This window comes from Streptomyces sp. NPDC093568, from assembly GCF_044764945.1.
Taxonomy (GTDB): domain Bacteria; phylum Actinomycetota; class Actinomycetes; order Streptomycetales; family Streptomycetaceae; genus Streptomyces.
Map to the genome: position 1 here is coordinate 63,528 of NZ_JBIWJD010000006.1, position 12,454 is coordinate 75,981.

13 protein-coding genes are annotated in these 12,454 nt (G+C 70.9%); 7 read left to right on the forward strand and 6 right to left on the reverse strand.

Going from position 1 to position 12,454, the window contains the following annotated elements; translation table 11 throughout:
- The first annotated feature begins 26 nt into the window (after nt 1-26).
- A complete protein-coding gene (locus ACIRD7_RS24035; protein WP_403456572.1) occupies nt 27-2,198 on the forward strand; it encodes an aminoglycoside phosphotransferase family protein in 2,172 nt (723 codons plus the stop codon).
- A gap of 9 nt (nt 2,199-2,207) precedes the next feature.
- On the opposite strand, the gene ACIRD7_RS24040 is transcribed toward ACIRD7_RS24035, so the two are convergent.
- Nucleotides 2,208-3,059 (reverse strand): nitroreductase/quinone reductase family protein, encoded by an 852-nt coding sequence (locus ACIRD7_RS24040; RefSeq protein ID WP_403456574.1) that lies wholly within the window; start codon nt 3,057-3,059, stop codon nt 2,208-2,210.
- 274 nt (nt 3,060-3,333) lie between these two features.
- On the opposite strand from ACIRD7_RS24040, the gene ACIRD7_RS24045 reads away from it, so the two are divergent.
- Nucleotides 3,334-3,852, forward strand: a complete 519-nt coding sequence (locus tag ACIRD7_RS24045; protein ID WP_403456575.1) for an HAD domain-containing protein — start codon at nt 3,334-3,336, stop codon at nt 3,850-3,852.
- Here the strand turns inward: ACIRD7_RS24045 and ACIRD7_RS24050 are convergent.
- Nucleotides 3,821-4,726 (reverse strand): NAD(P)-dependent oxidoreductase, encoded by a 906-nt coding sequence (locus tag ACIRD7_RS24050; RefSeq protein ID WP_403456578.1) that lies wholly within the window; start codon nt 4,724-4,726, stop codon nt 3,821-3,823. The genes ACIRD7_RS24045 and ACIRD7_RS24050 overlap by 32 nt on opposite strands.
- A 57-nt stretch (nt 4,727-4,783) precedes the next feature.
- On the opposite strand from ACIRD7_RS24050, the gene ACIRD7_RS24055 reads away from it, so the two are divergent.
- Nucleotides 4,784-5,131, forward strand: a complete 348-nt coding sequence (locus ACIRD7_RS24055) for a winged helix-turn-helix transcriptional regulator (protein WP_403456579.1) — start codon at nt 4,784-4,786, stop codon at nt 5,129-5,131.
- A gap of 120 nt (nt 5,132-5,251) precedes the next feature.
- On the opposite strand, the gene ACIRD7_RS24060 is transcribed toward ACIRD7_RS24055, so the two are convergent.
- Nucleotides 5,252-6,187, reverse strand: coding sequence for an NAD-dependent epimerase/dehydratase family protein (locus ACIRD7_RS24060; RefSeq protein WP_403456581.1), 936 nt, complete (start codon nt 6,185-6,187; stop codon nt 5,252-5,254).
- Nucleotides 6,188-6,334: 147 nt separating this feature from the next.
- Between ACIRD7_RS24060 and ACIRD7_RS24065 the strand changes: the two genes are divergently transcribed.
- Nucleotides 6,335-7,156 carry an alpha/beta fold hydrolase gene (locus ACIRD7_RS24065; protein WP_403456582.1) on the forward strand — a complete coding sequence of 274 codons (822 nt, stop codon included), beginning with the start codon at nt 6,335-6,337 and terminating at the stop codon, nt 7,154-7,156.
- A gap of 18 nt (nt 7,157-7,174) precedes the next feature.
- Here ACIRD7_RS24065 and ACIRD7_RS24070 read toward each other — a convergent pair whose 3' ends face one another.
- Nucleotides 7,175-7,318, reverse strand: a complete 144-nt coding sequence (locus ACIRD7_RS24070) for a hypothetical protein (RefSeq protein WP_403456584.1) — start codon at nt 7,316-7,318, stop codon at nt 7,175-7,177.
- Between the two features lie 220 nt (nt 7,319-7,538).
- On the opposite strand from ACIRD7_RS24070, the gene ACIRD7_RS24075 reads away from it, so the two are divergent.
- The 3 genes from ACIRD7_RS24075 (at nt 7,539) to ACIRD7_RS24085 (ending at nt 9,478) form a co-directional block, all read left to right on the forward strand.
- The gene (locus tag ACIRD7_RS24075) at nt 7,539-8,189 is read left to right on the forward strand and encodes a helix-turn-helix domain-containing protein (RefSeq protein WP_403456586.1); all 651 of its coding nucleotides are present in this window, start codon (nt 7,539-7,541) and stop codon (nt 8,187-8,189) included.
- 113 nt (nt 8,190-8,302) lie between these two features.
- On the forward strand, nt 8,303-9,004 hold the full coding sequence (locus ACIRD7_RS24080; RefSeq protein ID WP_403456589.1) for a hypothetical protein: 702 nt from the start codon (nt 8,303-8,305) through the stop codon (nt 9,002-9,004).
- 141 nt (nt 9,005-9,145) lie between these two features.
- The gene (locus tag ACIRD7_RS24085; RefSeq protein ID WP_403456591.1) at nt 9,146-9,478 is read left to right on the forward strand and encodes a DUF2516 family protein; all 333 of its coding nucleotides are present in this window, start codon (nt 9,146-9,148) and stop codon (nt 9,476-9,478) included.
- Nucleotides 9,479-9,619: 141 nt separating this feature from the next.
- Here ACIRD7_RS24085 and ACIRD7_RS24090 read toward each other — a convergent pair whose 3' ends face one another.
- Together ACIRD7_RS24090 and ACIRD7_RS24095 are read right to left on the reverse strand one after the other, a co-directional pair.
- Nucleotides 9,620-10,921, reverse strand: a complete 1,302-nt coding sequence (locus ACIRD7_RS24090; RefSeq protein ID WP_403456592.1) for a PP2C family protein-serine/threonine phosphatase — start codon at nt 10,919-10,921, stop codon at nt 9,620-9,622.
- A gap of 283 nt (nt 10,922-11,204) precedes the next feature.
- Nucleotides 11,205-12,275, reverse strand: a complete 1,071-nt coding sequence (locus tag ACIRD7_RS24095) for an NlpC/P60 family protein (protein WP_403456594.1) — start codon at nt 12,273-12,275, stop codon at nt 11,205-11,207.
- Between the last annotated feature and the right edge of the window lie 179 nt (nt 12,276-12,454).

The following is a 12,454-nucleotide window of genomic DNA, read 5'->3' on the forward strand; positions in this document are numbered from 1 at the left end:
AGGAACGCGCAGCACAGGAACGACATTTGAACGCACGACTCGCACGTCCGCCCACCGTGTACGCGGAGTTCGTCCGGTACGCCGAGGAGAGCGGACAGCCGCTGCAAGGGCATCACCACACCAATTACCGTGCGCCGCTCACCTCGGAAATGGCGTCGCTCCTGCGCTTGGCCGTGGGAACGCCCGTCCTGGTGCGGATACCCCGCCGCGACACCTTGCGTGTCGTGTTCAAGACCTGGGACGACGAGACGGCCGTCCTCGACGCCATCAACGGCACGGTGGACCACGCTCCGGTCTGCCTGGCCCATGACTGGATGAGCTCGGCCGTCCACACCTATGTGCCGGGCATGCCGCTGTCGAGGGCCTGCGACGACATGGCGAAGGTCGACCGCTCGCTGATCACGGCGATGGCCGAGGGGCTCGCCCGGCTGACCCGGGTCGACGTCGACGCCGTTCCCCCGCTGCCGCCGCATTGGCCGGGGCCCGGGCAGAGCCGTGACTTCCTGCGCACCGTCGTGGAACTGACGGAGCGGGACGTCACGGAGCCCAACTGGGACTACTTCGGAAGGACCTTCGAACGGCTCGGGGTGCGGGCCGGCGCCCTGCGGAAGCTCGCCAACCAGGTGCCCCGGCTGACCGAGCGGCCTTTCAGCCTCCTCCACGGCGACCTGCACCGCGACAACGTCATCGTGACCAGCCGCGGGGAGCCGCCGCTCGTCTTCGTCGACTGGGAACTCGCCTCCTACGGCGACCCGCTGTACGACCTCGCCGTCCATCTGGTCCGCACAGGGCACACCCCGGCCCAGCGGGACGCGGCGGTCACCGCCTGGACCAGGGCCGTCCAGGAGTGGCGGCCCGAGGCCGCGAAGGGACTGGCCGAGGATCTGAGGCACTACATCGCGCTCGAGAGGACGCTGTCCGTCTTCCCGGACGTGATGCGGACCCTGGACTCCCTGGAGAAGCACACCCCGAGCGACCAGCGGCTGCGGGCGGCCACCTTCCGGGTCCACGGCGCGCTGACGGCCGCCGCCGTCGGGCTCGCCGTCGAGCGTGTCCCGTCCCTTGCCGAGATCCGGTGGGTGCTGGAGCGGTGGACGCAGTACGCCCACGGTGCCCCGATCGACCGCGTCCGCCGCGTGCCCGTGCAGTGGACCCCCGACCGGGCGCATCCGGGCCGCCCGGAGTTCCGTGGCCCCAGCGTGGACAAGGCCCTCGCCGACGAGTGCCGGGCCCCCGAGAGCCGGCTGCTGCGGGGCACGAGGCATGTCAACGCCGTCGTGGTGGCGCGGGTCGGCGAGGCGGACGTCCCGGTCGTCGTACGGCGTCGAGTGGCACGGCCCGAGCGCCGCGGTGAGCCGGGGCGGCTCGACGAGCACACGGTCCTGCGGGTTCTCGAACAGGAGAACGTGCGGGTAGCGGCGCCGCGCCTGCTCGCGCTGGGGCGCGGCGGCCGAAACGCCGGCACCTTCGCCGTGCACACCTACCTGGGCCCGGGCGACGGCTCGGCACCCGAGTTCCCGACGGACGGGCTGCGGCCGCACGAGGCCGAGAGCCTGGTCGATCAGCTGAACGAGCTGACCAGGGTGGACTACCTGGCCCTGGACCCCACGGCGACGGCCGACGGCTTCTACACGAGGCTGACGAACGAACTCGTCGCCACCGTCCGGCGGCTGCCCGACGAGGTAGGCGCCCTGGCCGAGAGCCTCGGCCTGCCCGATTACCGGCAGCTCCGCGAGATCCTGAGGCAGTACACGGTCGAGCGCCGCACACCGACACTGCTGCACGCCGACCTGCACCCGTGGAACCTGGTGCGCACCTCCGACGAACGTTTCGGCATCAGCCTCGTCGGCTGGGACCGGGCCAGGGTGGGCGACCCGCTGTACGACCTGGTGCGGCACACCTGCCTCGCCCGGACCGACGACCGTCGCAAGCACTTCGTGAAACGCCACTGGGAGCGCACCCTGGCCCGCCACTACACCAGGGGCTGGCTGTCGGACTGGAGCAAGTACGAGCGCCTGGAGATCGTCCGGGCCGCTTACGAGGACCTGGGCAGCCTGGTCTCGGGCCGGCACCGGGACGTCCCCCGCGTCCGTACGGCCGTGGAGTCGTACGCCTGGACCCTCCAGGCCGCCCTGGCCGAGCTGAACCTCGAACCCCGCGGCGGCAATCCCTACCTGTTGCGCGCCCTGCCGCAGTAGGTCTTCTCGCTACCCCACGTCGAGCAAGGGCACCAACTGCTCTTCCTCATAAGCCAGATGAGCCTCCAACTCCGCCGCCAGCCGCTCCACCTCACCCCGCGCCGCACCCGGATCCGGATGCCCGGGTGCGAGGGCGTCCCGCAGGGCCTCGACGAGTTCGGCGATGCGTTCGTGCTCCTCGCGCAGGCGGGTGAAGGTCGGGGCGAGTTCGGGGTAGCGGTCGGCCAGGAAGGGGAACAGTGCGGTGTCCTCGCCGGTGTGGTGGTTGTGCAGGCCGGCGCAGACGGTGAGGCAGTTGACCCGGAGCTGGGCGCCGAGGGTGGAGCCGCCGTTGGCTGCGGTGCCAGCCATCTCCTCGCGGATCAGGGCGAGTTCGCGGCGGAAGGCGTCATGGACGACCTTGATGGCCTCGCCCATGGAGGAGGCGTTGATGTTGCCGGGGCCGCCGTCCGTGATGCTGTGCAGGGCGACCACGGGGATCACCCGCGTCGTCTTCTCCTGGTATTCCGCCCACCCCGGGTCCGCCTCCACGGCCCGCGCGAAGGCCCGGTCCCGCTCCTCGCGTTCGAGGACGACCGCCCGCGCCTCGTACGTGAACGCGCCGCTTTCGACGGTGACTTCGGGGTTGGCGACGAGGTTGTGGAACCACGCCGGGTGGGTCGGCGCGCCGCCCGCCGACGCGATGACGAGGACGCGTTCGCCGCCGTCGGGGAGATAGCCGACGGGGGTGGTGTGAGGGCGGCCGGTGCGGGCGCCGGTGGTGGTGAGCAGAAGGAGGCGGGCGCCTTCGAAGTAGCCGCCGACGCGGCCCTTGTTGGCGCGGAACTCCTCGATGACCTGCTGATTGAAGTCGTTGGGCATGCTCTGCTTTCTCTGTCTCTTTCTCGGTCGCTGGTTTCCGTACTCGCTGAGCTCCGTACTCGCTGGTTCGGTACGGAGGGAAAAGGCGATGAGAAAGAGGCGGACCCCTGGCCCGCCGCCACGGCCTCAATCAGAGGCCGGGCAACACCCAACTCGCTCACGGCACATGGCCGACCCGGCAGTCATGGGGCTGACAGTAACGCGAAGCCCGCGGAGGGGCATCGTGTTTTTCGACGCCGGGGGAGATCCTGTTCCTCGATGCTCCTCTTCCTCGATGCTCCTCTTCCTCGATGTCGACGGAACGCTCATCCCCTTCGGGGCGGAGCGGCCGTATCCCGTGTACGAACCGCCCGCCGCGCTCCCCGGGCCTCCGGCCCACCCCCTGCTCACCCGCGTCGACCCCGCGCTCGGCACGCGGCTGCGGCGGCTCGCAGCGCTCGGTTGCGAGCTGGTGTGGGCCACGACCTGGATGGACGACGCGAACACCGTCCTCGCCCCCTGGCTCGGCCTGCCCCCATTGCCCCTCGTGGACTGGCCGGACGAGGGCGCGGAACCCGCGCTCGGGCCCCGCGCCCGGCACTGGAAGACCCGGCCGCTCGTGGCCCGGGCGGCGGGGCGTCCGTTCGTCTGGGTCGACGACGAGATCACCGACGTCGACCGGGCTTGGGTGGCCGGCCAACACCCCGCCTCCGCCCTCCTTCACCGCGTCGACCCCCGCCGCGGACTCACCGCCCGGGACTTCGCCGTACTGGAGGAGTGGATCACCGCCAGGAGTGGCTCAGCAGCTCGCTGACCCGGGTGAAGCCGTCCGACCCGTGGCCCAGCCCGATGACCCGCCGGGCCTGGCCCTCCGCCGCGCGCAGCACGCTCGCGTCGATGCCGTGCGACTCGGAGGTCTGGACGATGTGGGCCATGGAGGAGACGGCGGAGGTGAGGGGGTTCAGTTCGCCCGAGTAGGTGCCGTCGTCGATGTCCCCCGCGAACTCCTCGAAGATCGGCGGCAGGATCGCGCCGATGCCCTGTGCGAAGGGGGCCAGCTCCCGTGCGGTGATGCCCTCGGCCCGGGCCACGGCCAGGGCGTGCGCGTAGCCGGCCATCGCCGTCCAGAAGATGTCGAGCAGGGCGATGTCGTACGCGGCGGCCCGGCCGACGTCCTCGCCGAGGTGGGTGTGGGTGCCGCCGAGCGTGTCCAGGACGGGCCGGTGCTCGCGGTGCAGCTCCTCGGGGCCGCTGAGCAGGAACACCGCGTCCGGTGTGCCGATGGTCGTGGCCGGAGTCATGATCGCGCCGTCGAGGTAGCCGATGCCGTGCGCGGCCGCCCATCCGGCGGTGTCCCGGGCGCGGGCCGGGGTGTCGGCGGTCAGGTTCACGACCGTACGGCCCTTCAGCGCCTCGGTGACGGTGTCCTGGCGCAGGACGGCGTCGGCGGCGTCGTAGTTCACCACACAGACGACGGTCAGCGCGCTGGCGGCGACCGCCTCCGCCGGGGAGGCGGCCGACGCGGCACCGCGGCCGGTGAGTTCCCGGTCCCGCCCCGGGGTGCGGTTCCAGACGGTGACCCGCAGCCCCGCGTCCAGGAAGGCACCGGCCAGGGCGCGCCCCATCGGCCCGAGGCCGAGGACGGTGACGGAGGCGGATGCCGGGGATTCGTATTCGTGGGTGGGCACGGCTCAACTCCCTGTAGAGTGAGGATGATTGATGACAAAAGGGATAGGGGTGGGGGTATGGTGCGTCGGCGATTCGACCCGAACGTCTGCGGGGTGACCGCCGCGATCGCGGTGATCGACGGCAAGTGGAAGACGGCCCTGCTGTGGCTGCTGGAGTCCGGCCCGCGCCGCCCGGCGGAACTGCGCCGCCTGCTGCCGGGCCTCAGCGAGAAGGTGCTGACCCAGGCGTTGCGGGAGATGGAGGCGGACGGCCTGGTCCACCGAGAGGTGTTCGACGAGCTGCCCCTGAAGACCCTCTACTCGCTGACCGGGTTCGGCCGCGACCTGGCCGACGCTCTCGCCCCGCTCGCCGACTGGGGCCACCGCCGCCTGGAGAGACTGACCGCCACCCAGCCGGCCTCCTGACCCGCACCCCACCTCCGTCCGCCGCCGCGTCGATCACCCCTCAAGGGTCGAACGGCGTGGGCGCGCTGCCAAGTACCCACAAAAAGGTGGGTAGGCGCCGGTCGTCCGCACGGCGATCCCCTACGACCGCCCCAGCTCCGCCCGGAATCCCTGCCGCCACGACGGGTAACGCGGCTCCCAGCCGAGCTCCCGCCGCGCCTTCGCGTTGGAGAACGCGCGCCCCTCGGTCATCATCGTCACCACCACTTCCCCGGCCAGCAGCCGGGCCAGCCATTTCGGCACCCGCAGCGGCGGCTTCGCTCCCGCGCAGGCGGCCAGATACGGCAGCCACTCACGGGCAGGCGCCGGCTCGTCGTCGACGATGTTGAACACGCCCCGCGTCCCCTGCTCCACGGCCAGGACGGTGGCGCTGGCCGCGTCGTCGAGATGGACCCAGGAGAAGTAGCCGGTGCCGCCCCCGACCAGCGGAAACTGCCGCTTGCGTACGAGTTCGACCTGGTCGTCGGTGGCGCCGGGGCCGTAGAACCCGCCGTACCGCAGGACCGTCCCGTCGGCCTTGAGAACCGCGGCCTGGATGTGCCGGACACTGTCCCCGAGCTCGCGCAGCCTGCCGGTCTCCACGGGCAGCGGATCCTCCTCGGTCTTCACCCAGCCGCCCTCGCGGATGCCGTTCCAGATGGCGGCGCTCTGCGCGACCACATGGGGGACCCCGGCCGCCTCCGCTGCGGCCAGCAGATGGTCGGTGCCCTCGGTGCGCAGCCGGTTGGTGGTGGCGAACCAGCGGTCGAAGTGCCTGATGTCGGGCTTGCCGGAGTGGGACGCGGAGATCGCCGTCATCTGGTGCACGACCACGTCCGGCCGCGCCGCGGCTACCGCGTCGACGACCGCCCCCCGGTCGAGTCCGTCCATCACCACCCCCTCCGCGCCCATCCGCTTCACCAGGTCGAGCTTGGCCGCGCTCGTCGTCGTGGCCGTCACCTGGTGCCCCCGCTCCACGAGCATCGGCACCAGCCGCCGCCCGATGACGCCGGTCCCACCTGCCACGAACACCCGCATGACACTCACCGTCCCGAATCCGGAATACGTCCTTCGTAACCTTGGACGAGCCGGACCGCCCGTTTTGTGACATTCCCGGACCGATGAATTCCGCCCGTCCGAGCGGTCTCCCGCACGACGCGACCCCCGCGGAAGGAAGTGCCGACCATGCCGAGCACGCCGACCAGCTCCGGCTACGCCAAGGTCAACGGCCTGGAGATGTACTACGAGATCCACGGCGAGATGCACGGCGTGATCCACGGCGTGATCCACGGCGAGATCCAGGGCGCCGGCCGGGACGACCGCCGCCCACTGGTACTGCTGCACGGCGGCGTCACCACCATCGGCCTGTCCTTCGCGGCCGTGCTGCCCGCCCTCGCCGCCGACCGGCGCATCGTCGCTCCCGAACTCCAGGGACACGGACACACCGCCGACATCGAACGCGCCCTGACCGTGCCGAACCTCGCCTCCGACGTCGTGGCGCTCCTCGACGAACTCGGCATCCGGCAGGCCGACTTCCTCGGGTACAGCCTCGGCGGGCTCACCGCGCTCGACATCGCCGTCAGGCACCCCGAGCGGGTGGGCCGGATCGTGCTCGCCGCAACGCAGTACAGCCAGGAGGGCGTCCACGACGACGTACGCTCCGGCGACTTCGCCTCGCCGCGGCTGCCCAGCGAGGCGGACTTCCAGGAGATGGCCGAGGCGTACGCGGCCTGCGCGCCGGACCCCGGGCACTTCCAGGACTTCCTCGCCAAGATCTCGGCCGCGGCGAACGCCCCGCTGCCCTGGACCGCCGACGACCTGCGCGGGGTGCGGGCGCCCACGCTGCTGGTCATCGGCGACACCGACTTCGTCCTCGTCGAGCACGCGGCCGAGATGCGGCGGCTGATCCCCGGGGCCCGGCTGGCCGTCCTGCCCGCCACCACCCACATGACGCTCATGCGGCGTACGTCCCTGCTGCTGCCGCTGGTGACAGAGTTCCTCGACTGACCGCCGGGAGCTCTCCCGTTACAGCACCCGGAGGTTGGCGATAGGGATGTTCCACTCGTTCCGCTCGATGTTTCCGTGGTCGTCCAGGGCCACGGCCGGCCCGGCGACCAGCATCAGCCCGGCGACGACCACGGCCAGAGCTGCGACGACACGACCCACCACGATGCCTCCTCGACGACCACGAACCACGAACAACTACGGTGAACCAGGAACCAAGAACCACGACGGTGTCGACCACCCTGCGCCGCACGTACGTTCCCGCCCACCCGGACACGCCGCCCGGCCCGCGACTTCAGCCGCTCGGCAGCGCCGCGGAGTGGTGTGGCGCACTTTTGCAAGCGGGTGCTTGCAAAAGTTAGCGACGGTGCGGCAAGGTGGGGGTATGGCAACGCTCAACGTCGGCAATCTCGGTGAGTACCTGCGCGAGCAGCGGCGCAATGCGCAGCTGTCGTTGCGGCAGCTCGCCGATGCCGCCGGGGTGTCCAATCCGTATCTGAGCCAGATCGAGCGCGGGCTGCGCAAGCCGAGCGCGGAGGTGCTGCAGCAGGTCGCCAAGGCGCTGCGGATCTCCGCCGAGACGCTGTACGTCCGCGCCGGCATCCTCGACGCCGAGCGGGACCGGGACGAGGTGGAGACGCGTGCCGTCATCCTCGCCGATCCCACGCTGAACGAGCGGCAGAAGCAGGTGCTGCTCCAGATCTACGAGTCCTTCCGCAAGGAGAACGGATTCGGGATAGCGCCCGAGGAGGACGCGGCGATCGGTTCGGTGGTCGAGTCGGTGGTCGAGTCGGCCATGGCCGACGGCGGCCCCACGGACGAGGACTCCCCGCAGGGAGACGCCCAGGGCGACGAGGCCGACGCAAGCCGCGGTCGTACGGCCCGTAAGAACGGCACGGCCGGCGGCGGCCGCAAGTCCGCCCCGCGCCGCAGCGGCACCACCCGCACCCCTCGCACCCCCCGCACCACCCGTACGTCCGACGGCAACGACGCCGACCCGGAGAACCCGACCGACCCTCAGCAGTCCGCAGGCTGACCTTGAGCCGCCTGGCGCGTTATGCGTACGGGCAGGCGGCCGTCAGGCGTCAGCCGGCCGACCGCGGGGGACCCAAAACCCTCACCTCAAAGCAACCCGGGAGGACCATCACCATGGCCATCACCGACGACCTGCGTAAGACCCTCAGCGACCCGACCCCGCTCTACTTCGCCGCCGGCACCGCCGACCTGGCCCTCCAGCAGGCCAGGAAGGTGCCCGCCCTGGTGGAGCAGCTGCGCGCCGAGGCGCCGGCCCGGTTCGAGGCCGTTCGCAACACCGACCCGAAGGCCGTCCAGGAGAAGGCCGCCACCCGTGCCAAGGAGGCCGGCGCCAAGGCCAAGGAGGCGCAGGAGGGCTTCCAGACCAAGGTCAACGAGTTCGTCAGCAGCCTGGACGCCGACATCAAGAAGCTCGGCAGCAACCTGGACGCGGACTTCAAGAAGTTCGGCAGCAGCCTCGACGCCGACCTGAAGAAGTTCGGCGAGAGCGCCCAGGACTTCGCGCTGCGCACCATCGGTGTCGCCGCCGAGTACGCCGTCAAGGCCCGCGAGACCTACGAGAAGGTCGCCGAGCACGGCGAGCAGACCGTGCGGACCTGGCGCGGCGAGGCGGCCGAGGAGATCGAGGACCTGGCGATCGCCGTCGAGCCGAAGGCCGAGCCGGTCGAGGTCAAGGAGGACAAGGGCGCCAACGCCGAGGCCAAGCCGGCCGCGGTCAAGCCCGCCGCCGAGGCCGCTTCGGAGAAGAAGGCCCCGGCCAAGAAGGCTCCGGCCCGCAAGCCCACGGCCAAGAAGACGACCCCGCCCGCCAAGTAGCACGGACGGGTGAAAAGGGACCGCAGAACACGGGCCGGGCACTTACGGAGTGCTCGGCCCGTTGTTCGGGTAGCGGTCCTGAGGTTGCGGGTACGGTGACCGCGTGGATACGAGCCGAATCGGGTGGTGGACGTTGTGCTGATGCAGGGCTTCGCGGGGTTCATGTGGCTGCTGAGCGTGGCCCTGATCCTCTTCAGCGGCTTCGCGCTGATTGACGCGGCCATTCGCCGGGAGGACGCCTACCGCGCGGCCGACAAGCAGAGCAAGGCCTTCTGGCTGATCGTCCTCGGGCTCGCCTTCGTGGTGAACCTGATCTTCAACATCCTGTCGTTCCTGCCGATCATCGGCCTCATCGCGACGATCGTGTACATGGTCGACGTCCGCCCCGCGATCAAGGGCCTCCCGGGCGGCGGCCGCAGCAGAAAAGGCTCCAGCAGCGACGGCCCCTACGGCCCCTGGAACGGCGGCCGCTGATCAACCCTAGGGGGGCGGAGCCCCCGTAGGGGCGCGGGGAACTGCGCGACCAGCCACAAAGCACCCGCAGCCGCCACACAACAGCACCCCTACGGCGCCCCCGCCAAAGGAACCCCGCACCCGCGGAGCGCCCCGCCCCGCTCAGACCCCCCGGTCCAGCAACAACACAGCCACGTCATCCGTCAGCTCCCCACCGTTGAGGTCCCGCACCTCATTCACGGCGGCCCGCAACAACGCCTCCCCGCGCAACCCCTCGGAGAGCTGGCGGCGCACCATCTCCACCATGCCGTCCTGCCCGAGCCGCTCCCGGCCCTCGCCGACGCGGCCCTCGATCAGGCCGTCGGTGTAGAGCATCAGGCTCCACTCCGCCCCCAGCTTGACCTCCATCCGAGGCCACCGTGCTTTGGGCAGCAGACCGAGCGCGGGCCCGTTGTTGTCGTAGGGCAGCAGCTGAGCCGGCCGTCCGGGCCGGGCGAGCAGCGGCGAGGGATGGCCCGCCAGGCACAGCCCCGCCCGTCGGCCGTCCGGGGCGATGTCCACCGTGCACAGGGTCGCGAAGATCTCGTCGTCGGCCCGCTCGTGCTCGAGCACCTTCTGAAGCGTCCCCAGCAGCGCGTCGCCGCACAGCCCGGCCAGCGTCAGCGCCCGCCAGGCGATCCGCAGCTCCACCCCGAGGGCGGCCTCGTCGGGCCCGTGCCCGCACACGTCACCGATCATGGCGTGCACGGTGCCGTCGGCGGTGCGGACGACGTCGTAGAAGTCGCCGCCCAGCAGGGCACGCGAGCGCCCCGGGCGGTAGCGGGCTGCGAACCGCAGCGAGGAGCCCTCCAGCAGCGGCGTCGGCAGCAGGCCGCGCTCAAGGCGACGGTTCTCCTGGGCGCGCATCCGGCCCTCGGCGAGCCGCCGCTCGGCGGTGTCGGAACGTTTCCTCTCCACGGCGTACCGGATCGCGCGGCTCAGCAGCCGCCCGTCCAGCTCGTCGCGGAACAGATAGTCCTGCGCGCCGACGCGCACGGCCTCGGCGCCGCGCTCGGCGTCGCCGGAGGCGGTGAGGGCGAGGACGGCATGCCGGGGCGCGAGCTCCAGCACATGCCTGAGTACGGCGAGCTCGTCGTCGTCCGCGACCCGGCCGGGCGCCGCCAGCGCGAGGTCCAGCAGGATGCAGTGGACGTCGTCGGTGAGCAGCCGCTCGGCCTCGGTGAGGTTGCGGGCGGTGCGCACGCGGATGGGCTTGCCGGCCGAGTCGAGCATTTCGGGCACGATCGCCGAGCCGCCGGGATCGTCCTCGATCAGCAGCAGGGTCAGGTTGGTGTGCGTGGTGTTATCGACCGTTTCTTCCTTGCGCGGGGTCACCTGCCTGGAGGTGCCGCCTGGGGACGCGGCCGGCGCCTGACCAGTCTCCACGGCCGGGATCGCTCTCTGCCGCGGTACGGGTACGGGCATCGTGTTGAGTTCCTTCCCTCCCCCCGAGGGCTGGTGGGAACGAGGGACCTCGATCCACCGACGGGGACCATAGCGGGTGTCGGCGCCGCAGCGGAATGGTGTGGGGCACGCCGGCTTCACGCTCGCCGCTGTCATATGCCGCGTTCCGTACCGCAGTTGGACAGGCCGGGTGACCTGCGGGGATGACGAACGTCACGTCGGGGCTTGGTTTGGTGGCGATGTGACGTGCCGTGGGTCACGTGGTGCGGGTCACGAGTCGCAGGTCACAAGACGTCCTGAAACCTCACGCATCGGGACGGACCACCCCGAGGATCGGCATCGAGCCGGCCCCCGCGACCGTCACGGTCCGTCCGGGGCGCGGGGCGTGGATGATGGCGCCGTCGCCGATGTACAGGGCGACGTGGCTGGCGTCGCCGTTGTAGATGATGAGGTCGCCGGGGCGCATGTCCTTGATGTCGACGCGCTCGAGCTGCTTCCACTGCTCCTGCGAGGTCCGGGGAATCCCGCTCCCGGCACTGGCCCAGGCCTGGGACGTCAGCCCTGAACAGTCGTACGTCTTCGGACCCTCGGCGCCCCATTCATACGGTTTGCCCAATTGTGCAGTGGCGTACTCGACAGCCTTGCGGCCCTGCTCGGAGGCCTTGCTCTTGATGTCCTTCAGGACGCCGGAGTCCAGCCAGGCGGTCTGCGCCTTGCGGGCGGCGGCCTCCTCCAGCTCGGCGAGGCGCGCCCGCTCCTCCTTCTCCAGCTGGGACTCCAGCTGTTCGGCCGCCTTGATCTGCTTCTCGATCCGCTTCTGGGCGGCGGCCTTGGCCTTGCGGCCGGCTTCCAGCTTCCGCCACTGGGCGGAGGCGTCCTTGGCGTACAGCTCCAAGTCCTGCTGGGTGCGGGTCATCTCCGCGAGCAGCCCCTTGGTCGCGCGCTGTCCCTGGATCACCCGCCCGGCCCCGTCGAGGAAGGCTCCGGGGTTGTCGCTGAGCATCAGGTGCGCCTCGTCGGGCAGGCCGCCCGAGCGGTACTGGGCGGCGGCCGCGGCCCCGGCGCGTTCCTTCAACTCGGCCAGCCGCTCCTGGCCTTTGACGATTTTTCTGGCCAGCGACACGATCTCGGCGGATTGCTTCTCGGCCGCCTCCTCGGCGGCGTTGTACTCGTCGGTGGCGACGGCCGCGGAGTGGTAGAGCTTTTCCAGTCTGGCCCGGATCTCCTCAAGCTCCTTGGTCGACACGGCGGTCGGCGAGGAGGGGGACGGGCTCGGGTCGGGTGCCGCGAAGGCCGTACCCGGCGCCGCCAGTACGGTGATGGCGCAGACGACCGTCACGGCAGCCGTGATCAGACCGCGCTTGCCCGGACCCATACCCGTGCCCCCAAACTGATGTCTCGTCAGTAACTTACGAGCGTCCGGGGGATCGTGCCACGACGACGCGCAAAGCGACAGAGGTCTGCTTCCCCCCGTTCCCTCCCCGTCATGTCGATCTCCCCGCCTATGTGACGTACGACTCGCGGAGATCGTTCCGTGATCCGGGGGCGATCAGG